Annotated in this window: 20 protein-coding genes and 1 pseudogene; 12 read left to right on the top strand and 9 right to left on the bottom strand. The window is 73.8% G+C overall.

The window, feature by feature from the left end:
- Positions 1-41 precede the first annotated feature (41 nt).
- A pseudogene (locus HHL19_RS37310) lies at positions 42-308 on the bottom strand (response regulator); the annotation flags it as partial.
- Positions 309-793: 485 nt separating this feature from the next.
- Between HHL19_RS37310 and HHL19_RS17505 the strand changes: the two are divergent.
- From HHL19_RS17505 to HHL19_RS17485, 5 genes are all read left to right on the top strand, one after another.
- On the top strand, positions 794-1330 hold the full coding sequence (locus HHL19_RS17505; protein ID WP_169090604.1) for a GNAT family N-acetyltransferase: 537 nt from the start codon (positions 794-796) through the stop codon (positions 1328-1330).
- A gap of 204 nt (positions 1331-1534) precedes the next feature.
- A complete protein-coding gene (locus HHL19_RS17500) occupies positions 1535-2584 on the top strand; it encodes a hypothetical protein (protein ID WP_240981652.1) in 1050 nt (349 codons plus the stop codon).
- Positions 2585-2679: 95 nt separating this feature from the next.
- Positions 2680-3993 (top strand): threonine--tRNA ligase, encoded by a 1314-nt coding sequence (gene thrS, locus HHL19_RS17495; protein ID WP_346768435.1) that lies wholly within the window; start codon positions 2680-2682, stop codon positions 3991-3993.
- 99 nt (positions 3994-4092) lie between these two features.
- Entirely contained in the window at positions 4093-4779 is a 687-nt protein-coding gene (locus HHL19_RS17490) for a DUF998 domain-containing protein (RefSeq protein ID WP_169090600.1), read from the top strand.
- 127 nt (positions 4780-4906) lie between these two features.
- Positions 4907-5947 carry a vWA domain-containing protein gene (locus HHL19_RS17485; RefSeq protein WP_169090598.1) on the top strand — a complete coding sequence of 347 codons (1041 nt, stop codon included), beginning with the start codon at positions 4907-4909 and terminating at the stop codon, positions 5945-5947.
- Positions 5948-5966: 19 nt separating this feature from the next.
- On the opposite strand, the gene HHL19_RS17480 is transcribed toward HHL19_RS17485, so the two are convergent.
- Entirely contained in the window at positions 5967-7211 is a 1245-nt protein-coding gene (locus HHL19_RS17480) for an FAD-dependent monooxygenase (RefSeq protein ID WP_169090596.1), read from the bottom strand.
- A gap of 187 nt (positions 7212-7398) precedes the next feature.
- Between HHL19_RS17480 and HHL19_RS17475 the strand changes: the two genes are divergently transcribed.
- Positions 7399-8400 (top strand): TetR/AcrR family transcriptional regulator C-terminal domain-containing protein, encoded by a 1002-nt coding sequence (locus tag HHL19_RS17475; RefSeq protein ID WP_169090594.1) that lies wholly within the window; start codon positions 7399-7401, stop codon positions 8398-8400.
- Positions 8401-8438: 38 nt separating this feature from the next.
- Here the strand turns inward: HHL19_RS17475 and HHL19_RS17470 are convergent, their stop codons facing one another.
- Positions 8439-8942 carry a hypothetical protein gene (locus tag HHL19_RS17470; RefSeq protein ID WP_169090592.1) on the bottom strand — a complete coding sequence of 168 codons (504 nt, stop codon included), beginning with the start codon at positions 8940-8942 and terminating at the stop codon, positions 8439-8441.
- Positions 8939-9361, bottom strand: coding sequence for a hypothetical protein (locus HHL19_RS17465; RefSeq protein ID WP_169090590.1), 423 nt, complete (start codon positions 9359-9361; stop codon positions 8939-8941). The genes HHL19_RS17470 and HHL19_RS17465 overlap by 4 nt, the downstream gene beginning before the upstream one ends.
- Before the next feature lie 58 nt (positions 9362-9419).
- Between HHL19_RS17465 and HHL19_RS17460 the strand changes: the two genes are divergently transcribed.
- Positions 9420-9893, top strand: a complete 474-nt coding sequence (locus tag HHL19_RS17460; RefSeq protein WP_169090588.1) for a hypothetical protein — start codon at positions 9420-9422, stop codon at positions 9891-9893.
- Positions 9894-9933: 40 nt separating this feature from the next.
- On the opposite strand, the gene HHL19_RS17455 is transcribed toward HHL19_RS17460, so the two are convergent.
- From HHL19_RS17455 to HHL19_RS17445, 3 genes are all read right to left on the bottom strand, one after another.
- The gene (locus tag HHL19_RS17455; protein ID WP_169090586.1) at positions 9934-13050 is read right to left on the bottom strand and encodes a hypothetical protein; all 3117 of its coding nucleotides are present in this window, start codon (positions 13048-13050) and stop codon (positions 9934-9936) included.
- Positions 13051-15024: an HSP90 family protein gene (locus HHL19_RS17450; RefSeq protein WP_169090584.1), complete on the bottom strand. Its 1974-nt coding sequence runs from the start codon at positions 15022-15024 to the stop codon at positions 13051-13053. It abuts the gene before it with no gap.
- Positions 15025-15193: 169 nt separating this feature from the next.
- Positions 15194-16171, bottom strand: a complete 978-nt coding sequence (locus HHL19_RS17445) for a hypothetical protein (protein WP_240981651.1) — start codon at positions 16169-16171, stop codon at positions 15194-15196.
- Between the two features lie 162 nt (positions 16172-16333).
- Here HHL19_RS17445 and HHL19_RS17440 point away from each other — a divergent pair, with 162 nt between their 5' ends.
- Entirely contained in the window at positions 16334-17593 is a 1260-nt protein-coding gene (locus HHL19_RS17440) for a glycosyltransferase (protein WP_169091148.1), read from the top strand.
- 117 nt (positions 17594-17710) lie between these two features.
- On the opposite strand, the gene HHL19_RS17435 is transcribed toward HHL19_RS17440, so the two are convergent.
- Positions 17711-18073 (bottom strand): hypothetical protein, encoded by a 363-nt coding sequence (locus HHL19_RS17435; protein ID WP_169090582.1) that lies wholly within the window; start codon positions 18071-18073, stop codon positions 17711-17713.
- A 3-nt stretch (positions 18074-18076) separates the two neighbouring features.
- Here HHL19_RS17435 and HHL19_RS17430 point away from each other — a divergent pair, with 3 nt between their 5' ends.
- Positions 18077-18262, top strand: a complete 186-nt coding sequence (locus HHL19_RS17430) for a hypothetical protein (protein WP_169090580.1) — start codon at positions 18077-18079, stop codon at positions 18260-18262.
- Between the two features lie 76 nt (positions 18263-18338).
- Here the strand turns inward: HHL19_RS17430 and HHL19_RS17425 are convergent, their stop codons facing one another.
- Positions 18339-19898 (bottom strand): carboxylesterase family protein, encoded by a 1560-nt coding sequence (locus HHL19_RS17425; protein ID WP_169090578.1) that lies wholly within the window; start codon positions 19896-19898, stop codon positions 18339-18341.
- A gap of 171 nt (positions 19899-20069) precedes the next feature.
- Here HHL19_RS17425 and HHL19_RS17420 point away from each other — a divergent pair, with 171 nt between their 5' ends.
- The 3 genes from HHL19_RS17420 to HHL19_RS17410 all read left to right on the top strand — a co-directional run bounded on the left by HHL19_RS17420 (position 20070) and on the right by HHL19_RS17410 (position 21920).
- A complete protein-coding gene (locus HHL19_RS17420) occupies positions 20070-20471 on the top strand; it encodes a hypothetical protein (protein ID WP_169090576.1) in 402 nt (133 codons plus the stop codon).
- Positions 20472-20570: 99 nt separating this feature from the next.
- Positions 20571-20981, top strand: a complete 411-nt coding sequence (locus HHL19_RS17415) for a VOC family protein (RefSeq protein WP_169090574.1) — start codon at positions 20571-20573, stop codon at positions 20979-20981.
- A 39-nt stretch (positions 20982-21020) separates the two neighbouring features.
- Complete coding sequence (locus tag HHL19_RS17410) at positions 21021-21920, top strand: NAD-dependent protein deacetylase (protein ID WP_206325275.1); 900 nt, start codon at positions 21021-21023, stop codon at positions 21918-21920.
- The last annotated feature ends 53 nt before the right edge of the window (positions 21921-21973 follow it).

The following is a 21973-nucleotide window of genomic DNA, read 5'->3' as shown; positions in this document are numbered from 1 at the left end:
GCCGACGCCGGGCGTGGTCGTGATGACCGGCGACCCCCGGGGCGGCGGGCCAGGGCGCGCACGCGCAGGACGAGCTCGGGGAAGTGGAAGGGCTTGGCGAGGTAGTCGTCGGCGCCCAGGGTGAGGCCGCTGACGCGGTCGCCGGGTGAGCCGGCAGCCGTCAGCATCAGGACCATCACCCGGTCGTCCCGCGCGGCGATCATCCGGCAGAGGGTGTCGCCGTGGATCCCCGGCAGGTTCCGGTCGAGCACGACGACCTCGTACGCGGTGGCGTCCAGCTTGGCCGCGGCCTCCAGTCCGTCGTGGGAAGCGCCTGGACACGGGGTGCGGCCGGGGACGCCGTCCGGCTCGCCCTGACCGGCGTCACCGTCGGGCAGGCGGTCGTCGCCGTCCTCGCGGTGCCGGCCGTCAGCGGCGAGTACGTCAGCCGCCTGATCACCACCACGCTCGTGACGACGCCGAACCGGCTCGCCGTCCTCACCGCGGTCGTCCTGGTCGCGGGCACGGCCGCCGTCCTGGCCTCCGTCGTCACCGGCGGCCTCCTCCTGCCCGGCAGCGGCTTCACCGAGGCACACGGCTACGCCCACTCTCCCTGGCCGACGGCCCGACCCTGCGCGCCGGGAGGCGACGGCCAGCTGGCGCCGATGCCCGTGGGGCGGCTGCTCGGGGGGCACGCCGCTGCGGGGCCGCGACGTGTAGCGGACCGAACACACCCATCGGTAACCGCATCTGATGAGTCGTCGGTTCGATGCTTCTCCGATCGATCCCGGGCACCCTGCGTTAGCCTCGCGTCATGACCGCATTCGGAACCGACTCCTGGCCGCCGGCCCCGATCCGGACCGGCCGGCTCGTGCTGCGCGAGGCGGCCGCCCGGGACCGGCCGGCGTTCGTCGAGCTGTTCGCCTCGCCCGAGGTGGGGACGTACGTGGGCGGGGCCCGGCCGCGCGCGGACCTGGAAGCGGCGATGCCTGAGGTGCCGGGACGGCGTCCCGGCGCCTTCGTCGTCGAGCGCGACGGCACGATGATCGGCGTGGTGACGCTCGATCCCGGGAAGGGCGGGCGGACCGACCTCGGGTACATGTTCCTGCGGCAGGCGTGGGGTCTCGGCTACGCCGCCGAGGCGTGCGGGGCGGTGCTCGGATGGTTCGCCGGCATCCGGCCCGGCGAGCCGGTCTCGCTCGTCACGCAGACCGCCAACGTCCGCGCGATGCGGCTCGCCGCGCGGCTCGGTTTCACGGAGGTCGAGCGGTACGAGGAGTACGGCGCCGAGCAGTGGTACGGCGTCCGGGGCGCCGACGCCCCGGCGACGCCCGACACCTCGGCGGACTGATCGCGACCGCCGTACAACCCTTTGGACGAGCGGTGAGTCTCCCTTGCCGACCGCAGTCGATCGCGGTCGTTCACAGCCGAGTCGATCCCACGTGATCGAACTCTTGAGGAGCTCATCATCAGCGCCATACGCAAGACCCTCACCGCCACCGCCGTCGTCGGCGCCGTCCTGGCGGGTTCGGCCGCCTGCGGGACGGTCGAGCAGTTGTCCGCCGGGAAGAAGCTGGACCAGGCGTTCGAGAAGCTCGGCAAGGAGAAGTCGCTCTCCTTCGAGCTGGACCTGGACGTCGACGCCGCGACCCTCAAGAAGCTGGACGCCGACTCCGACCCGGAGCCCGGCGATGAGCTCCCCGACGAGGCGGCCGAGCTGCTCAGCGGGGCGAAGCTGAGCGTCACGGTGGAGTCGAAGAAGCCGCTCGCCGAGTCCGGGGAGGAGGACTTCGTCGGGATGGCGATGAAGGTCAGCGTCCCGGAGGGCGACCTGGTCGAGTACCGGGTCGTCGGCGACTACGCCTACTTCCGGTCCGACGTCGAGGCGCTCGGGGAGGCCATGGGCACCCCCATGCCGTCGACCGACGACCTGCCGCCGGAGGCCGGGGCCCTCAAGAAGGCCCTGGAAGGCGAGTGGATCAAGGTCGACTACAAGGCCCTGGAGAAGGCCGGCGAGGAGCTGGGCCGGGCGCCGGGCGAGGAGGCCCCGGACACCGAGCCGTCGGCCGAGCCCACGCTCGACGCCAAGACCCAGAAGAAGCTTGTCGAGGCCCTGCGCGAAGTCGTCGCCCGTGACGTCGAGTTCACGACGGCCGGCGGCGAGGACGGCACCGAGCGCATCTCGGCGACGGCGCCGTTCCGCACCCTGATCACGGACCTGGTCGACGAGATCCGCCCCTTCTCCAAGGAGCTTCCGCCCGGCGTGGAGCTGCCCTCGGCCGCCGACCTGAAGGACGCCCCCGCCGCCAAGGTGACCGCCGACTTCACCCTCAAGAACGGCGAGCTGACCGAGGTGTACGTCGACCTCACGAAGCTGACCGAGAGCGCGAAGGCGGAGAAGGTTGGCCTGGGGCTGAAGCTGGGCGCCGGAACCAGGCCGACGGCCCCGGCCGGAGCCACCGAGCTGAAGCCGGAGGAGCTGATGGACGCCTTCGCCGCCGCGATGATGCCCGAGGAGGGCGAGTTCCCCGAGGACGAATTCGGCGAGGGTGAGTTCGGTGAGGGCGAGGGCGAGGGCGAGTTCTCGTACGAGCCCGCCGCGTGACGGGACCCAGCCACATAAATAGGAGGTGCGGGCGGTCCCGACCCCCGCTAACGTCTCCCGCATGAAGCCTGCCGCTGAGACGACGACGCCGGAGAGTGTCCCGGCGCGCTGACCGTTGTCTCAGTCCGAAGCCCCGGGGCGAGTGCCCCGGGGCTTCGTGCCGTGGTCGCTCGCCCGTTCACCGCGAGGAGACCGCCATGCACGACCACCGCCGACTGGGCCGCGAGCTGGGCCTGTTCGACACCGATCCGCTGATCGGCGCAGGACTGCCGTACTGGCTGCCCGACGGCGCGGCCGTACGCCACGCCCTGGAGGAGTACATCCGTGACGCCGAGCGGCGGGCGGGGTACCGGCACGTGTACTCGCCCGTGCTCGGCAAACGGGAGCTGTACGAGATCTCGGGGCACTGGTCGCACTACAGCGACGACATGTTCCCGCCGATGGAACTCGGCGGGGAGCAGGTGGTGCTGCGGCCGAGCCTCTGCCCGCACCACGCGCTCATCTTCCGCTCCCGGTCGCGCAGTTACCGGGAGCTGCCGCTGCGGATGGCCGAGCTGGGCGGCATGTACCGCTCCGAGCTGTCGGGGGTCCTGGGCGGGCTGACCCGGGTGCGGGCGATCCAGCTCAACGACGCGCACGTCTTCTGCACCGTGGAGCAGGTCGCCGAGGAGGCGCGGGCGGCGCTGGGGATGATCCGGAGGGCGTACGAGGCGATGGGCGTCGTCCCGAGCCGGTACCGGCTCTCGCTGCCCGGGCCCGGGGGCAAGTACGTGGACGCGCCCGACCTGTGGCGGCGGTCCACCGCGCTGCTGACCGAGGCGCTCGACGCGGCCGGGCTCGCGTACGAGGCGGTGGAGGGCGAGGCGGCGTTCTACGGGCCGAAGATCGACGTCCAGGTCGCCGACGGGGCGGGCAGGGAGTCGACCCTCTCGACCGTCCAGGTCGACTTCCACCAGCCCGAACGGTTCGGCCTGCGCTACGTCGGCGCGGACGGCGCCCGGCACCGCCCAGTGATGGTCCACCGCAGTGTCGTCGGCAGCGTGGAACGGGCCGTCGCCCACCTCGTCGAGCACCACGGCGGCGCCTTCCCCGCATGGCTGGCCCCCACCCAGCTGGTGGTCGTCCCCCTCTCCGCCGCCGAACTGCCCTCCGCGACCGCCCTGGCCGACCGTTGCATCGCCGCGGGCCTCCGCGCGGAGGTCGCCGCCCCCGACGAGGGCACCCTCGGCGCCCGGATCCGCGCCGCCCGCCTGGTCCCGTACCTGGCCGTCGTCGGCCCCCGGGAGGCGGCCGACGGCCGGGTCTCCCTCCGCCTGCGCGACGGTCGCCGGCTGCCCCCGCAGCCGGCCGACGCCGCCCTCGCCCGGATCGGCGGACTCGTCGCCGCCCACAGCACCGAGCTCTGGTGATCGGATCCACATCGCCGTTTCTTCGCGCGGGGAGCGATGAGTTCGGGCCGTCCCGTCGGTCATATGAGCGACGACACCACGGCAAGGAAAGGCCCCGTCATGACCGACTCGCTCACCGCTCCCCGCACCTCCCGGCACGCCGGCGCCCGCGGATCCGCCGTTCCCGCCACGCGGCGCCGCGTGGCGGGGTGGGCGGTGGCCGGCGGGGTGGTGGCCGGGCCGCTGTTCCTCGCGGCGGGGGTCACCCAGGGGCTCGTACGGGACGGCTTCACGTTCCGGCGGAACGCCATCAGCCAGCTCGCCCTCGGCGAGGGCGGCTGGGTGCAGACGGTGAACTTCCTCGTCGCCGGGCTGCTCCTGACGGGCGCGGCCTGGGGACTGCGCCAGGTGCTGCGCGGCGGTCCCGGCGGCACCTGGGGGCCCGCCCTCCTCGGGGTCTTCGGCGTCTCCTTCTGGGTCGCGGCCGGCTTTCCGGCCGACGCCGGGGCGGGCTTCCCCGCGGGCGCTCCCGAGGCGACGGTGATGACCGGTCACGGGGCCGTGCACATGCTCGGCGGCATGGTCGGCTACCTCGCGCTGTGCGCCGCGTCCGTGGCCCTCGGCCGCGCGCTCGCCGCGCGGGGGCCGCGGGCCTGGGCGGTCGCCTCCCGGGTCGTCCCGGTGTCGGTCCTCGCCGGGTTCCTGGCCTCCGCCGTGTCGGTCCTCGCCTTCACCCTCGCCGCCGGTCTCGGCCTCCTGTGGCTCGCCGCCGTGGCGGCCCGCCTCGCGGGCGACGACCGGGGCTGAGGGCGGGAGCGCCGGGGGCGGGGCCGGGGCCGGGCTGGGGGGGCCGGGGCTCTCGTCCGGGCCGATTGTCAGTGGTGGGTGAGACGGTGAGGACATCAAGACAACCGCCAGAGACGGGGAGTTGGCCATGTCCGGAAACCAGAACTTCATCAACCACGTCGCGCTCGTGCTGGACGCCAGTTCGTCCATGTCGCACCTGAGGGGCAAGGTCGTCGAGGTCGCCGACCAGCAGATCGAGTACCTCGCGCGCCGGTCGCGGGAGCTCGACCAGGAGACGCGGGTCACGGTGTACGTGTTCGCGGACACCGTGCAGTGCGTCATCTACGACAAGGACGTGCTGCGGATGCCGTCCCTGAAGGCCCTGTACAACGTCGGGGGGATGACCTCGCTGCTGGCGGCCGCGCTGAAGTCGCAGGGGGAGCTGGCGCAGACGGCCCAGCTGTACGGCGACCACAGCTTCCTCACCTTCGTCCTGACGGACGGCCAGGAGAACGCCAGCCACCGCTGCCCCGACGCGCCCAGCAGGGACCCCCGCGCGCTGGTGTCGGCCGTGGCCAAGATGATCGAGACGCAGGACGACAACTGGACGCTGGCCGTGCTCGTGCCGGACCAGATGGGCAAGCGCGAGGCCATGAACTGCGGCTTCCCGAAGGACAACGTCGCCATCTGGGACGCCACGAGCACCCGGGGCCTGGAGGAGGCCGGCCAGGTCATCCAGCAGGCGACGGAGAAGTTCATGATGGGGCGGACCAAGGGCATCCGCGGTTCTCGTTCCGTGTTCTCCGTGGGCGCGGACGCGGTCAACAAGGAGACGATCGCGGCGGCCGGCCTCACCCCGGTCGACGCGTCCGGATACCAGCTGATCCCGGTGCCCCGGGACGTGGCGATCCGCGAGTGGGTCACCGAGTCCGGGCACACGTACAAGACCGGGTGCGCCTTCTACCAGCTGAGCAAGTCGGAGAAGATCCAGGCGCGGAAGCGGATCGCGGTCCTGGAGAAGAAGACCGACCGCGTCTACACGGGGCCCGAGGCCCGTGCCCTGCTGGGCCTGCCGGACGAGGAGGTGCGCGTGAAGCCGGATCAGAACGCGGACTTCACCATCTTCGTGCAGAGCACCAGCGTCAACCGCAAGCTGGTGCCCAACACCCGGCTGCTGCTCATGCACTGAGGCGTCCTCACTCCCCCGGTCACCGTCCCGTGCGGGCCTCGCTCAGCGGGCGGGGCCCGGCCGGGCCGTACTCCGGGAGGGCGATGTCTCCGGCCTTGGCGAACTGCGCGGCGAGGATGTTCCGCATCGGCCAGCGGGTCATCGAGCGCATCGAGAGGTCGCGCATCCGGATGCCGAAGCGGCCCGTCGGGGCGTAGCCGGCGGCTCCGCCGGGCGGGAGTTCCTGGGCCTGCGTGACATAGGGCCGCATCACCGTGTCGTAGCGGCGGAAGGCGGTCTCGTGCGCGCCTCCCGCCGCCGCCAGTTCGCCGGCGAGGACGTACGCGCCGACGAGGGCGAGGCTGGTGCCGAGGCCGGTGAGCGGTGTGGCGCAGTATCCGGCGTCGCCGAGCAGCGCCACCCGGCCGCGCGACCAGCTGTCGAGGCGGACCTGCGCCATGGTCTCGAAGAAGAAGTCCGGGGCGGTGCGCATGGCCCGCAGCAGGCGGGGCGTCTCCCAGCCGACGCCGGCGAAGCGCCGGGCGACGAGCTCCCGCTGGGCCTCGACGTCCCGGCGGTCGTACGTCAGTGGCGGCGAGCGGAAGCCGAACCCGGCCTTGATCTCGCCGGGGAGTCGGCCGGGGCGCGCGGAGGCGACGAGCCCGCCGGGCGCGTTGTGCATCAGGTACCAGCCGTCGAGGTCCAGGCAGTCGTCGACGGCGGTGAACCAGGCCGTGTACAGGCCGATGGGGTGGGCGAGGTCCCGCTCCGGCCCGAAGGCGAGGGAGCGGACGACGGAGTGCGTTCCGTCGGCTCCGACGACGAGGGCGAAGCGGCGCGGCGGCGCCTTCTCGAAGGTGACGGTGACGGCGTCCGGATCCGACTCCTGGTCGATCCCGGTGATGGTGTCGTCGAAGAGGTACTCCGTGTCCGACGTCGTCGCCTCGTACAGCAGCCGGGCGAGGTCGCCGCGGAGGATCTCGATCTCGGAGACGATCCCCTCGCCGCCGAAGCTGTCGGCGGGCACCCGGGCGGTGATCCTGCCCTTCCCGTCGACGAGGGCCAGGCCGCGCTGGTCGACGGTGAGGGCCTTGGCCCGGTCCATCAGGCCCATGCGCTCGACGACGGTCCGCCCGGCGCCCCGCAGGTCCACGGTCTGCCCGCCCGGGCGGGGTTCGGGCGCCCGCTCGACGACGGTGACCGCGAAGCCCGCCTTGCGTAGCCAGTACGCCAGCGCCGTTCCCGCGATCCCGGCGCCGCTGATGAGGATCTCGTTGTTCTTCACGAGACGGAATGTACGCCGTACGCACAGTAGTACGCAAGCCCGAATCCTCAACATCTGCTGCATCATCAGCGCCGTGGTGCACTAGTGCGGCGAGATGTCGGGGTAGTGCACTCACGGGATCTCTCCCCGTCGGCGGCTACGATGGGGCGCATTCAGGTGCACTAGTGCGGAGAGCAGGGCGGTGTCGGTGGGCGACGACAGGAGACCGGAACCCCGCTACAGCCGGATCGTGGGCGAGCTGCGGCGGCGGATCGAGACCGGGGAACTGGCACCGGGTGAGCGGGTCCCGTCGACCCGGGAGATCACCCGGCAGTGGGGCGTCGCCATGGCGACCGCCACGAAGGTGCTGACCGAGCTGCGGCACGAGGGCCTGGTACGCGCCGTACCGGGCGTCGGGACGGTCGTATCGGTGCCCGAGCCGACGACGGATCCCGCTCCGACGGCTCCCGCCCCCTCGGCTCCCGCTCCCGACCGGCGGAGCACGCGCTCCCCGTCCGCCGCGCCGGCCGGCTCGACCGGTCTCACGCTCGACCGGATCGTGGCCGCCGCCGTCGCCGTGGCCGACGCGGAGGGGCTGGCCGCCGTCTCGATGCGCCGGGTGGCCGCCGAGCTCGGGGTGGCGACCATGTCGCTGTACCGGCACGTGGCCGACAAGGACGACCTGCTCGTGCGGATGATGGACGCGGCCATCGCCGAACGCCCGCTGCCCGCCGATCCGCCCCCGGGCTGGCGGGAGCCGCTCACCGTGGCCGCCCGGCAGCTCTGGGGCCGGTTCCGGGCCCACCCCTGGCTGGCGCCGGCCATGTCGATGACCCGGCCGCAGCTCATCGGCTCGGCGATGACGTACAGCGAGTGGGTCCTGGGCTCCCTGCACGGGCACGGGCTCGACGAGCAGTCGGCCTTCACCGCCCACCTGACGCTGCTCAACTACATCCGCGGCCTCGCCCTGAACATGGAGACGGAGCGGGAGGCGGAGGCCCAGAGCGGCCTCGACAGCGAGGAGTGGATGGACACGCAGGAGTCCGTCCTGCTGGCGGCCCTGGAGGGCGGGCGGTACCCGGCGCTCGCCCGCCTCGCGCGGTCCGGGTACGACTTCGATCTCGACGGCCTCTTCGAGTTCGGGCTCCAGCGGCTCCTCGACGGCCTCGCCGTACTCGTCGACGAGGGGACCCCGCCCGCCCGGACGTGAGACGGAACCCCCCTACCGCACCTGCCGTCCCGGCTCAGTCAGTCGTCGGCGACCTGGAGGGCGACGGCGAAGTGCTCACCGTCGGTGCCCGCGAGGAGGCTGTCGAAGAACGGGGTGACACCGGTGACGGCACCGGCCGCCTCGTCGTGGTTGGTCCACCAGGAGGCGTCCGGTCCGAGGAGGGCCACCACCCGGTCCGCCGCGCGTTCGGCGACATCCGCCGGCAGGTGGCGGTGGGTCGGCCAGTACAGGTCGACGGACGCGAGCCGGGCCAGGAACGGGGCGGCCTCGTACGTCTCCAGCGGCTCAAGGGCGGCACAGAGCTCCGGGACCGGAGGAGGTGCGTACCCGGGGAGGAACCGCGCCCACGCCTCGTCCGCCGCCATGCCGGCCAGCACGGCGCGGACCTCCGCCGCCAGCTCCGGCAGATCCGGGTCGGGCCCCGTGAAGCGTCCGGCCGCCACGTACACGCGGGCGGGCGTGGCCAGTTCGGCCAGGGACGTCCGCAGGGCGGGCACGACCGCCGGTCCGGTGGGCCTCACGCCGTGGGGCCGTCGTCGGCCGCGTCGGCCCCACGGCCCAGCCGGTGCAGGACGCGCTCGCGGAGCAGCGCGTACTCGTCGCGGAGCCTGCGCCACTCGGTCACGGGCGGCCGGGGGACGACCGTCCCGGCGGTCACGGTCTCCTCGGGCCCGAACTGCTCGCGCGTGAGGTCGATCTCGACGCCCGCGCCCAGGCGGTTCCACCAGTGGTAGTCCACCCGCTCGCCGTCGACGAGGACCTCGCCGCGGAGCAGTTCGCCGCCCAGGAGGTCGTTCAGCACCATCGCGGTCACCCCGCACTGGTCCCGGGCCGGATTGTCCGCGGTCCAGCGGGACCGGAACTCGGGCGTGGCCGTCTCCGCGCACCAGCCGGCGCGCACGGCCCGTTCGATGTCGGAGAGGAGCAAGGGCGTCGTCATCCCGCGATCCTTTCACCCGGCACCGACAACAACGGGCGGCGCGTGCGAGGATCGGACGGTGGACGACGACCGGATACGCGCGCGGTTCGACGGCGGCGGCCGTGTCGAGCTGTTGCTCGACAAGCGCCAGGCCAGCCCTGCCGGACGGCAGCGGATCGAGGCCATCGCCCACGCGCTCGGCTACGGCCTGGTCGAGACCAAGGGCAACGGCTTCTACGGCGTGCTGCTCGTCTTCGGACGGGTCGAGGCCCCCGACGCACGGCGCCGCCGGGAGATGACCCTCGCACGTCTGCGCGCGGGCGGCCCCGTGCTCCCACCCCTGGCCGAGCCGGTCCCGCCGCCGCCCCCGCCGCCCCCGCCGGCGAACCCGCCGTCACGGACGCCTCGCCCTCGGACGGGCGGCCTCCCGTCGGCCCCGCCGCCTCCCCCTGCGGCGCCCCCGCGCCGCGGCCCCCGTATACCGCCACGGCCCGCCGTGCCACCGCCTCCGTCACCCCCGCCGCCTCCGCCTCCCCCGCCGCCCGTGCGCTGAGCGCGGCGGGCGAGGAGCGGCGGAGGCCGAGGACGGGCCGTCAGCGGGAGAGGAACTCCTGGCGCAGGGCGTCCAGGATCCGGGCCGCCTCCGGGTGGCCGGAGTTGCGGCAGCGGGCCGCCGCCGTGGTGAGGCGGGCGATGGCCTCGTTCACGCGGTCGAGGCCGTTGCCCTCGACGAGGGCGGCGATGCGGACGGCTTCGGCGCGCGGGAGTTCGCCCTGCTCGCCGCCCTCCTCGTGGGCGGCGATCGCGGACTCGGCCTCCGGCAGGGCCTCCTCGTGGCGGCCTGCCTCGGCGAAGGCGCGGGCACGGCGGTAGTGGATCTCGCCGCGCTCGTACCAGACGGCGAAACCGTCCGCCTCCTCGGCGGTCACGGCGGCGAGGACCGCCTCGGCGCGCGCGAGGTGCGCCAGGGCCTTGTCGGTGGCCGAAGCGCCCCCGGAGGCCTCGTCGTCATCGGGGCGGGGGGTGAGGCGGGCGAACTCCCGCATCATCTGCAGGATGAGCGGCGGGTTGGGCGCCTCGGCGTGGGCGGCGACGGCGCGCTCGTACGCCGTGTCCGCCGCGTCCCAGCGTTCGGCCAGCGCCAGGGTGATCGCGGCTTCGGCGGCGACGAGGGTGAGGACGCCGCCGCGCTCCTCCTGCGGCCAGCCGGCCACGGTGTCGGCGAGCCGCAGCAGTTCCTCGGCGGCCGGGAGGTACTCCTCCAGTTCGCGCAGGCCCCGGCCGAAGGTCAGGCGGGCCTGGGCGAGCGTGCGCTCGTCGACGCCGGAGGCGGCCTCGTCGGTGAGGACGGACTCCAGGACGGCGACCGCGTCGGCCTGCTGCCCCGAGCGGGCCAGGACGTCGGCGAGCTGGAGGCGGGCCCGGGTCGCGTCGGTGGACTCGCCGTCCTGGTCGAAGCGCGCGGCGGCCTCGGAGAGGTGGCGTACGGCGCCGGTGAGGTCCCCCAGGTGCGTGGAGGCGTGGCCGAGCAGCAGGTACGTCGGCGCGAGCCGGAAGGTGGTGTCGTCGTACGCGACGGCGTCGGCGTTCGCGGCGTGCAGCAGCTCCACCGCTTCCTCCGGCCGGTCCTGGGCGAGGAGCAGCTGCGCCAGGAGCGCGTTCGGGCGCGGCCTGCGCCAGGGGCGTCCGGCGGTTTCGAGGTCCTGGAGCGCGGCCCTGACCTGCGCCTCGGCGGCGTCCATCGCGCCGCGCCGGGCGAGCATGTCGGCGCGGAACTGGCGGGCGTTGGCGCTGTGGTGCGGGTAGCCGAGGCGCAGGGCCTCGGCGACGAGGGTGCCGGCGGCCTCCTCGAACCGCTCCGCGAGCGCCTCGACCTGGCCGTCCTTGCCACCCTCACCGTCCTCGTCGGCCTCGTCGGCCTCCCTCTCCTGGGACCGGTTCATCGCGTCGACGAACGCCTGGTACGCGACGAAGGCGTCGGAGTAGCGGAGGGAGAGGTACGCGAGGGTGCGCTCGGCCTCCAGGTCGGTGCCGTACGCCGCCTCCGCGTCCCCGAGCGGCTCGCTGTCGAACGGCGTGTCGGCGAGCAGCTTCTCGGCCGTGCGCAGCAGTTCGTCGAGTCCGGCGCGGGAGGAGTCGTGGTCCGGGGCGGCGCCGTCCGTGTCCCGCGAACCCGGACCGCTCGCCCAGGCGAAGACGCGGGCCCGGGCGGAGAGCGCGTGCCAGGGCAGGCCCAGCGCCTCGAAGTACCGTATGGCCGTGTCGAGTTCGGCGATGCCGGCCGTGTGGAGGTCGTCCAGCCAGAGCTTCTGGGCGTTCTGCTCGGCGAGTTCGGCGCGGAGGAGGTCCCCGGGGCCGTCGGCGTCGTCGTACGACGCGGAACCCTCCGCCAGGCGCTCCGTGATGCGCGTCCAGAGCCGGGCCTCGCCGGGGTGGCCGTCGCGGGACAGCCGGCGGACTTCCCGTACCAGCGCGGCGAAGTCCTCGGGGATCTCGATCCTGGCGGCGGCCGGGGCGCCTGCGACGGCGGTCGCGCCCACCCCGGCTCCGGCCGTCCGGCCCGCTCCGGTCGCTCCGGTCGCTCCGGTCGCTCCGGTCGCACGGGTGGCTGCCCGGAGTCCGAGGGGCAGCGGTTCGTCGAGGAGCGGACGGCGGGCGAGCCGGGTCCGGCGGCCGTCGCCGACGGCTCCGGTGCCGTTGCGGCCGTCGAAGGCGGCGGCGAGCGGCTCGGCCTCGGCGCGGACGTGGGCGAGGAGCTCGCCGGCCGTCCAGTCGCGGCCGGGCGGGCCGGCGACGGCGGCGTCGTCGTGGCCGTCCTCGACGAGGCGCGCGAGGAGGACCTCGACGCCGGTGAGGAAGCCGAGGTGGTCGAGCGGGGCGCCGGTCGCCTCGAAGAGGGGCCGGTTCTCGGCGAGGATCTCCAGGCCCCGGCCCTCGTTCCGGGACAGCGCGCAGAACTCCAGGTGGAGGCCGACCTCGGCCTGCATGGCGGCGTTGCCGCGCACCTTGCGGTAGCCGGTGAGGTGGTGGGAGCGGGCCTCGTCGGTGCGGCCGGTGCGCAGCAGCGGAAGCAGGGCGCGGGCCTGGCTCATCTGCGGTTCCTCGCTGCACGTGGACGCGCCGGCGAGGACCGGGCCCCAGACGTCGAGGGCGGCGGTGTCGTCGCCCTCGGCGACCCGGTGCCAGGCGTGGTGGCGGGTCTCGCAGGCCTCGCAGTCGCTGAGGTCGGTGCGGGGCCGGGTGGCCCAGAGGTCGTAGGCGTCGGCGACGCCGGTGCCGGTGTGGTGCGCGAAGTGGTAGCGCATGGCGGCGACGGGCTGGACGCCGTGCCCGGCGGCCTCGTACCGCTCGCGCATCTGGTCGATCCAGCCGCCGATGGCCGTCAGCGGCATCTCGGGCACCTGGAGGAGGGAGGTCGTCACCCACTTGAAGCGCCAGAAGACCTGGTGGGCCTCGTAGGGGCTGAAGGAGTCGGGGGCGGAGTCCCACAGCTTGAGGATGCGGGCGAAGGCGACCGGGGACTTGCGCTGTTCGCCGGTGAACTCGTACGCCGTCATGAGTTCGAGGAGCGCGGTGACGAGCACGTCGGGCTTCTCGAAGACCTCGGCGGCCTCGACGAGTTCCTCGGCGGTGATGGTGCGCGGCAGGCCGTGGGGGCGCTCGTGGTTCTCGCGGAGCGCCTCGACGACGGCCTCGGGGGTGTCCAGCATCTAGCTCTCCTTCCGGGGACCGGAGCCGGAGCCGGGCCCGAGATCGGGACCGAGGTCGGGACCAAGGGCGGGGCCGGGACCGGAAGCGGGGTCGGGGCCGGAAGCGCGGTCGGGGCCGGCGTCGCCCGGGTGGTGCATGGCGTGGGTGAGAAGGCCGATGAAGGCCCGGTTGAGCAGGGCGCTCTCGCTCGCGCGCAGCGGGCGGCGGCTGAGCAGCAGGGCCTGGCCGTAGAGGGCTTCGGCGGTGGTGACGGCCAGGCCGCGCTCGCCGATGGTGAGGGCCTGGCGGACCAGCGGGTTGAGGTGGTTGAGGACCAGCTGGGCGCGCGGCGTCTCGTCGCGGAGCGAGCCGAGGATGTCGGCCCACAGGCCGTCGCTGTCGGCGGCGAGGCTCGACCGGGTGCGCTCGTGGCGGGCGTCGCGGTTGTCGAGGAGCAGCGCGGGGGCGGTGACCGGCTGGAAGTCGCGCAGGACGACGTCGCAGTCGTGGACGCCGATGGTCTCTCGGGCCACGGCGAGGAAGGCGGCGGCGCGGAGTTCGGCGCTCGGGTCGACGGCGTCGAGGTGGGCGGTGACGGTGGCCGGGTCGAGGTCGCCGACGGAGGTGCCGGGGCGGATCTCGGGCAGGCGGTGGACGAGGTCGCGGTCGTAGGTGTACCCGCCGTTGACGACGCCGAGTCCGGCGGCCGCGGCGATCGGCGCGACCTGCCGGAACTCCTCGACGCTGCGCGTCACGAGGAGCGTCGGGTGGGTGCGCGCGAACTCCTCCAGGGTGACGTTCCCGTCGGTGGTCTCGAACGGCAGCCAGGGCAGCACGACCCGGAGCAGCTCGTCGTCGTAGCGGGCGAGCGCCTTGACCGCGAGGTGGTGGGTGTCGATGAACCGGTGGAGCAGCGCCGGGTCGCTGGCGGCGAGCCCGGTGAGCCAGTCGCGGATCCGGTCGCCGAGGGCGTCCCGTACGGCGGAGAGCGTGCCGTCCTCGTACAGCGACTCGCGGGAGGCGGTGGGCCGCAGGCTGGTCGTGTCGACGACGCAGCGCACGAAGAACGCCCACTCGGGGAGCAGTTCGGGCGCCTGGTCGGTGAGGAGCATGCCCTTGAGGTGGACGCGGTGTCCGGCGCGCTGGGCCGGGCTGACGGCGGTCGGCAGGACGTAGGCGACACCGCGCAGGCCGGCGGCGGGCAGGTCGAGCTCGATGGTGTCGAGCGGGGTGAAGTCGAAGAGCTCGCGGCAGTACGCGGTGTACGCCTCGCGCTTGGCCAGCGGCGAGCGGTGCGCCTTCTCCCACGGCGGGGCCGCGTTGACCCGGTGGCTGTCGCCGCGCGCGTCGACGACGGTGACCTCGTGGCGCAGCAGCCCGCCGTAGTGCCGGGCGAGCGCGACGACCTGCTGGGGGCCGGTCCACTCGGCGTTGTCGGCGCGCGGGACGAGCTTCACCGTGGTGCCGGGCTCGGGGAGGGTCGCGGACGGCAGGGTGCGGATGGTGTAGCGGCCGTCGGAGTGGCCGCGCCACTCGACGGTGGGCGCGGCCGGATCGGCGGCGGACCGGCTCAGGACGGTGATCTCGTCGGCGACGACGAAGCAGGCGAGCAGCCCGATGCCGAACTGTCCGATGAACTCGCCCCGGGCCGCGTCGAGTCCCGCCCCGTCGAGCGCCCCGTCTGCGGTGCGCTTGGAGCTGCGTCCGATCGTGGCGAGGAACCGGTGCACGTCGGCCTCGGTCAGCCCGATCCCGGTGTCCGTGACGGTCAGCGTCTCCCCCGTCCGCACGGTGATCGTGCCGGGTGCGCCGGGGGTGAGGGCCTGGCGGGCGGTGATCGCGTCGACGGCGTTCTGGAGGAGCTCGCGCAGGTAGACGCGGGGGCTGGAGTAGAGGTGGTGGGAGAGCAGGTCGACAAGGCCGCGCAGATCCACCTGGAAGGTGTGGGCGGTCTCGGCGGAATCGGGGGAACCGGGGGAATCGGGGTGGAACACCTGACGCAGTCCTTCGGGTGCGAGCGGGTGGGAATCAGGGCCGGAACGAGGGCCGGAACGAGGGTCGGAATGTGGTGGGGTGGGGGGACGGTCCGTCCCCGCGTCTGCCCCGTCCCCCGCCTCAGCGTCAGCGTCAGCGTCAGCGTCAGCGTCAGCGTCAGCGTCAGCGTCAGCGTCCGGCGAACGACCGGTGCTGTCGGTACGCCTTGGCGGGGTCGGAGCCGTCGAGGTAGTACCAGGGGAACTCGGTGACGCGGCCCTCCGTGGCCCGGAAGCACGCGCGGGCGGAGGCGACGTCGCCGGCGAGGGCGAACGCCATGGCGAAGGTGTTGTAGACCTGGAGCCAGCCGCGTCCGCGCACGAAGTCCGGGTGGCGGAAGGAGTGGTCGGCGGCCTCGTTCAGGGAGGCCACGACCTGCGGCTGCCGGATGTAGCGCGCGTCGGGACCGGAGTCGAGGGCGAGCCAGTGCTCCAGGTGCGCGACGGCCACGAGCTGGCCGAGGAGCGTCCCGGCGGGCGCGCCGAAGGCGGAGGCGCGGGCGAAGGCGTGCATCTCCTCGTGGGAGCCGCTCCACTTCTCGCAGACCTGCTGCAACTGCTGCTGGTGCGCGCCCAGGTGGTACGGGTCCCGGCGCACGGTCGCCTCGAAGCGGCGCCGTGCCACCTCCTGGCCGACCTGGAGGCCGCGCCCGGTGACCTGGAGGCCGTACCAGGGCGAGGTCCATCCGGGTTCGCGCTCGGCGACCTCGTACAGCCGGGTCTCAGCGGTGCCGAGGCGCTCGAAGAACACCTCGAACTGCTCGCGCGACACGTGCTGCGCGCGCGCCGCGGTCCTGGCCTCCCAGGCCCAGCTGATGTGCCGGACGCCCGCCACGAGGCGCGGCAGCGCGGCGTCCGGCTCGGCGGCCATGACGTCGGCGATCCACCGCTCCACCCCGGCGACGTCGCCGACGGCCCACAGGAGGCCGGTACGGTCCTCGCTCTCGGGCCGCGCGTCGAGCACGTCCCGTACGGCGGCCCAGTCCGCGGCCTCGGCGGCCTCGCGGACGCGCCGCACGTCCGGGTCGCCGGAGTCGGCGTCGACGCGCGCGACGGGCCTGCCCGTCCATCTTCCCAGCGTGTTCCCCAGGTCCCGGAGCAACGCCATGTCCCCACCCCTTGCCGTGTTCGCACGAGGTGGCTGATGATCGTCCCACCCCGTGGGTGTAGTGACTATCACGCGTGACCGACAATCGCACACCTATATGACTCCGCAGGTCAGGTCGCTCGGGGTCAGGTCACATCGGGGGGGGAGCGCGGGATGCGTCGCATGCGTGTGGTGGTGTCCGCCTACGGGGCGCGCGGAAGCGTGGAGCCGATGGCCGGGCTCGCGGAAGCCCTGCGCGAGCGGGGCGCGGAGGTACGCGTGTGCGCGCCGCCCGACGGGGAGTTCACGGAACTGCTGGACGGGTCGGGGGTTGCGGCGATACCGGTGGGCGCGCCGGTGCGGCCGCTGGTGACGACGGTGAAGCCCGGGTCCGCCGTCGGTCTGGCGCAGCGGGCGGCCGATCTGATGGCCGCGCAGTTCGGGCCGGTCGCGGAGGCGGCCGAGGGGTGCGACGTGGTGGTCGCGACGGGCCCGCTGCCGGTGACGGCGGGGGCGCGGTCGGTGGCGGAGCGGCTCGGAGTCCCCTACGTGTACGCCACCCACACGCCGGTCGTCCTCCCGTCCCCGCACCAGCCGCCGCCGGGCCGGCGGGGCCGGCCGCTGCCGCCGGACGTCGAGGACAACCGCGAGCTGTGGGACCTCGACGCCCGCCTCGCGAACGACATGTTCGGCGCGATGCTCGGCGCGTTCAGGGATGCGGCCGGCCTGCCGCCGGTGGACGACGTCCGCGGCTACGCCTTCACCGACCGCCCCTGGCTGGCGGCGGACCCGGTCCTGTCCCCCTGGCCGACGGCCGGCATAGGCATCGGTGGCGGTGGCGGAGGCGCGGTCGACGTCGTGAGGACGGGTGCGTGGTTCCGCCCCGTCGCCCGCCCGCTTCCACCGGAGGTGACGGCCTTCCTGAAGGCCGGGCCGCCCCCCGTGTACGTCGGCTTCGGTAGCACCCCGCTCGGCACGGCGGGGTCCGCCCTGGCCCGGGCGGCGATCGAAGCGGCCCGCGAGCGGAGCCGCCGCGTGATCCTCGCGCGCGGCTGGGCCGGACTGACCCCGACGGACGACGGTGACGACTGCCTCGCGGTCGACGAGGCGGACCACCAGGCCCTCTTCGCCCGGGTGGCCGCCGTGATCCACCACGGCGGCGCGGGCACGACCACCACCGCCGCGCGCGCCGGCACCCCGCAGGTGATCGTCCCCCGGGCCGGCGACCAGCCGTACTGGGCGGACCGCATCGCCACCCTAGGTCTTGGCGCGACCCTCCCCGCCCCGCCGCCGGAACCCCCGTCGCCGACAGTCCTGTCGGCCGCCCTGGCAACGGCCCTGAGCCCCGAGACCCGCGCGCGGGCGGAAGCGGTACGCGGCCGGATCCGCGACGACGGCGCGACGGTGGCGGCCGGGCTGCTGTTCGAGACGGCGGGCCGGTAGCACCTCTGTCCCGAGGCCCCCGCCCCCGCCCCCGCTCCGCCCGGCCCATGGCCGGACACGTGGAGCAGCCCGCTGAACAGAAGGGGGAACGAGGCGTCGTAACGAGTCGTGTGGGCACTACCCCGAGCAAGCCTCCAGCAGGTACGCGAATGCCAAGTCCACGGATTCCGCGGGGAATTCCCGTGTGACCGCGCCGCCGCCTGCCGACGAGGTGATCACGTACCGCACGGCGAGGTAGGAAAGCCCTCCCCAAGGCTCGCGCACGTGCACCCTCGCGAGGACATCACCACACCGCTCGCAGGCGATCCACGGCACGAGAACGCCACCGGCCGCCTCCTCCTCCACCGGCGGCACCAGCGTCACCGGCCCCGGCTCACCGTCTCCACGGCAGTCGAGGAGCCGAGGCGTGAGCACCTCCCGCTCGCCCCAGCCCTCCAGGAGCACGGAGATCCGCACCCGCACGAGCTCGCTGATCGACACCCTGTGGGCGGCGAGACCGGTCTGTCGATCGGGATCTTCGTGAGCCCTGTCGCCAGTGTGTCGATCGCAGGCGCGTTCGCCGCGCATTTCACCGCCGCCGCGGCCGTGCTGTTCCTTCGGGGCCACCGCGGTGCGTCGGGGCTACGGCGCGCCTACATGTTCGCGTTCGGCTGGGCGCAGTGGTTGTGACCGTGGCTGTGGCCAGGCGGTCCTCGGGACGCCGCGGATCTCCACGCCCGTGTGGCTGGCGTCAGGACCGGTCACGTCACGGGTGCAGGAGGGGGAATGCGACCTTCGCCCAGAGGTCGCGGGGACGTACGGGCCTGGGGTCGGCTGGCGGACGGTCGGCGAGGGTCCAGACGTGGGTGGTCCGTCCCGCCTCCGTGTCGTCCTTCCGTATCGGGTCCCAGCCCGGGTTTCCGGTCGTGGCGAAGGCGGCCCAGGCGCCGGCCATGCGGCGGGACAGGGCGTGGTCCTCGGGGGTGGGGGCGCCTCCGATGAGGAAGGAGAGGTGGGCGTCGTCGAGGTTGCCGAAGGCGAAGGGGATGTCGGCGCAGTGCCAGGCATGGACGGTCGTGCCGTCGGCGCGCTCGCGACGCCGGTCGAAGCGGGAGAGGTACGTCCGGCCGCCGCCGGCCGCGTGCGCCTCGGCAAGACGGTGGGTGAACTCGACGAAGAGCAGGTCTCCGAAGAGGGCGAGATAGTCGTCGGCGAGCAGCGCCGGGTCCGGGGAGCGGTAGGCGTCGAGCAGCTCGTCGCTCAGGCCGAAGTCGCGGGCGAAGCGGGCGAGTTGTGCCTCGGTGGTGAGTTTCGCGCAGCTGCCGACGGCGTCGAGGAGCCAGTACTCCTCCGTGGTGTGGCAGAGCAGCAGGTCCACGTCGCGGGCCGCGCCGGCGGCCAGGGCGGTGAGCGGGTCGGTGGGGAGGGTGTCGCCGTCGAGGACGGGGGCGAAGAGGGAGGGGTCGTAGTGGCGGGAGCCGGAGCCGGGGTCGTTCCGGTACGCGTCGACCACCTGGTCCGCGGCCGCGACCAGGGCCTGCGGGGTGGCCGACGCCAGGCCTTCCCACGTCGCGGGGCAGCCGGCCGCGGCGGCGATCTCGCGGGCGGTCGCCGCGGCGATGTCCCGGGTGTGGAACGGGCTCGCGGGGCTGTGGGCGATGGCGCGGTGGAACAGGCCCCGGGCCCGGTCCATCACCATCAGGCAGACCACGGAGGTCGCGCCGGAGGACTGACCGGCGAGGGTGACGTCGTCGGGGTCGCCGCCGAAGGCGTGGATGTTGTCGCGCACCCAGCGGAGGGCCGCGATCTGGTCCAACAGCCCCCGATTGTCGGGGACTTCGGAGACGATGGAGGCGTCGTCGGAGGCATCGGGGGAGGCATCGGGGACGTGCCCGAAACCCTCGAACCCTAGACGGTAGTTCACGGTCACGACCACCAGGCCGGCGCGGGCGAGCGCCGTACCGTCGAAGTCGGGCTGGGCGGAGGAGCCGAAGGTGTAGGCGCCGCCGTGGAGCCAGACCAGCACGGGGAGACGGCCGCCGCGGCCGGGAGCCGGGGTCCAGACGTTGACGGTGAGGACGTCCTCGTCTCCGGGCGACCAGTTCGGCGCGCCGGGGAGCTCCGCCGACTGCGGGGCGACCGGCCCGAACTCCGTACCGTCCCGGACGCCGCTCCACGGCGGGGCCGGGCGCGGCTCCCGGAACCGGTCGGCGCCGAACGGGGGTGCGGCGTAGGGGATCCCGAGCACGGCGACGACGTCGTCACCGCCCTTGACCCGGAAGCCCCGGACCGAACCGCCGGCCGTCTCGAAGACGTCGTCACGCATGAACACCGCGCCTCGTTTCACTGCTGGACTGGCGGAAGGGGGAAGAGGTATCGATGATCAGCTTCGCGCCGCACCTCCCCTCCCGTCCAACACCAGGCACGAAGCGATCCACGCACCTGCGTTGTCAATGACCGCCGAACGCCCGGAAATCCGCTGCTATGTTCGGTCGCCATGCGATCACGTGACTTCGACCTCGACTTCCGCGACCGGGCGCGCCGGACGAGCATCTGGGGCATGGCCCTGCTGGGCCTGGCCGCGCTCCTGTGGACCTGGTGCGCGATCCTGCTGCTGACGCCGTACGAGGTCGACCGCAAGCCCGACGACAAGTACCCGGCCGAGTGCGAGTCCCGCCTGCTGACGGACGACGGCACCGCCAACCGCGGCATCAGGCAGAACTCCTGGTGCCAGGCCGAGCGCGACTGGCCCGAGGCCCTGACCGTACTCGGCCTCTCCCTCCCGCTCTCGATCGCCGGCGTGGGCCTCTACACGACCGGCGCGGTGAGCCGCCGCATGAGCGCCCACGGCCAGGCCATGCGCGAACTGGACAAGCTCGCCGACACCGCGAACGCGTGACGGGGTTCTCCTTCGCCGGTCGTAGGTCCAGCGGGGTATGGGCAGGGGTGTGATCCGGTGCCTAGGGTCGGGGACACCCGTCGATCAGGAGGTCCTGTCTTGTCCGCCGATGCCGCCGCACACATCCGTATCGCCCGCCCTTCGCGTGACCTGGAGGCAGCGGAACGCTTCTGGGTGGCGGGGCTCGGCCTCGACGTGCAGTACCGGCACGCGGCCGACGGCACTCCCGGCACGCACTCGCTGCTCATGGTCGGGTGGCGTGGCGCCGGCTGGCACCTTGAACTCGTCCTCGATCCGACCGCTCCGATCGAGCCCCGGCCGACGGCCGAGGACCTGCTGGTGGTCTATCTGGGCGAGGAGGTGCCGGACGCGCTCGTGCGGCGGCTCGAAGAGCACGGCGGGAAGCGCGTACCCGCCCACAACCCTTACTGGGACACCTGGGGCGTGACGGTCCAGGACCCGGACGGCTATCTGCTGGTGCTGTCCACGCGGGACTGGGCCAACACCTGACGTACGGCGTCTTCGGTGGACGTTCCGTACGCTGGCCGCATGCGCATGCGGCCTACTTTGAGCTGGACACCGACCGGGGAGCTGCCGCCGGGGACGACCGATCTGGAACCGGTCGTCGACGCGGTGCGGGCCGGCGGCGTACTCGTCCTCAGCGGGGCCGGGATCTCGACGGAGTCGGGCATCCCGGACTACCGGGGTGAGGGCGGGAGCCTCAGCCGGCACACGCCCATGACGTACCAGGACTTCACGGGCGACGCGCAGGCGCGGCGGCGGTACTGGGCCCGCAGCCACCTCGGCTGGCGCACCTTCGGGCGGGCCCGGCCCAACGACGGACACCGTGCGGTGGCCGCCTTCGGCCGGTCCGGGCTCCTCGGCGGCGTGGTCACGCAGAACGTCGACGGGCTGCACCAGGCCGCCGGCAGCGACGGCGTCGTCGAGCTGCACGGCGGTCTCGATCGGGTCGTGTGTCTGGAGTGCGGCGACACGAGCCCCCGGCGGGAGCTCGCGCGCCGCCTTGAGGAGGCCAACCCGGGGTTCGACCCCGTCCCCGCCGCGATCAACCCCGACGGCGACGCCGATCTCACGGACGAGCAGGTCGCGGGCTTCCACGTGATGTCGTGCGTCGTGTGCGGCGGGGTGCTCAAGCCCGACGTGGTCTTCTTCGGCGAGACGGTGCCTCCCGAGCGCGTGGAACACTGCCGGGAGCTGGTGCGGGGCGCCGCGTCCATGCTGGTGCTCGGGTCGTCACTGACGGTGATGTCGGGGCTGAGGTTCGTCCGTCAGGCAGCGCAGGCCGGCACCCCCGTGGTGATCGTCAACCGTGATCCGACCCGCGGCGACACCCTCGCCGCCACCCGTGTGGCCCTGCCCCTCGGGAAGGCGCTCACCTCGGTCGCGGAGCGGCTCGGCATCGACCTCGGGCACGGCATGGGGGCATGACGTCGGGGCAGGACGTGGGGCACGACGTGGGGTGAGCGTCCGGCGCGAGCCGC

It is taken from the genome of Streptomyces sp. R302 (genome assembly GCF_012927245.1).
Classification (GTDB): Bacteria; Actinomycetota; Actinomycetes; order Streptomycetales; family Streptomycetaceae; genus Streptomyces.
Note: the sequence above shows the minus strand (reverse complement) of the source record. Positions and strands in the feature narration are given on the sequence as shown.

Excerpts from the sequence above, each read along its gene's own strand:
- HHL19_RS17490 (WP_169090600.1), top strand. The coding sequence starts at position 4,093 with ATGACCGACTCGCTCACCGCTCCCCGCACCTCCCGGCACGCCGGCGCC.
- HHL19_RS17445 (WP_240981651.1), bottom strand. The coding sequence starts at position 16,171 with ATGGCGTTGCTCCGGGACCTGGGGAACACGCTGGGAAGATGGACGGGC.
- HHL19_RS17485 (WP_169090598.1), top strand. The coding sequence starts at position 4,907 with ATGTCCGGAAACCAGAACTTCATCAACCACGTCGCGCTCGTGCTGGAC.
- HHL19_RS17455 (WP_169090586.1), bottom strand. The coding sequence starts at position 13,050 with ATGCTGGACACCCCCGAGGCCGTCGTCGAGGCGCTCCGCGAGAACCAC.
- HHL19_RS17410 (WP_206325275.1), top strand. The coding sequence starts at position 21,021 with ATGCGCATGCGGCCTACTTTGAGCTGGACACCGACCGGGGAGCTGCCG.
- HHL19_RS17505 (WP_169090604.1), top strand. The coding sequence starts at position 794 with ATGACCGCATTCGGAACCGACTCCTGGCCGCCGGCCCCGATCCGGACC.
- HHL19_RS17420 (WP_169090576.1), top strand. The coding sequence starts at position 20,070 with ATGCGATCACGTGACTTCGACCTCGACTTCCGCGACCGGGCGCGCCGG.
- HHL19_RS17440 (WP_169091148.1), top strand. The coding sequence starts at position 16,334 with ATGCGTGTGGTGGTGTCCGCCTACGGGGCGCGCGGAAGCGTGGAGCCG.
- HHL19_RS17425 (WP_169090578.1), bottom strand. The coding sequence starts at position 19,898 with ATGCGTGACGACGTCTTCGAGACGGCCGGCGGTTCGGTCCGGGGCTTC.
- HHL19_RS17465 (WP_169090590.1), bottom strand. The coding sequence starts at position 9,361 with ATGACGACGCCCTTGCTCCTCTCCGACATCGAACGGGCCGTGCGCGCC.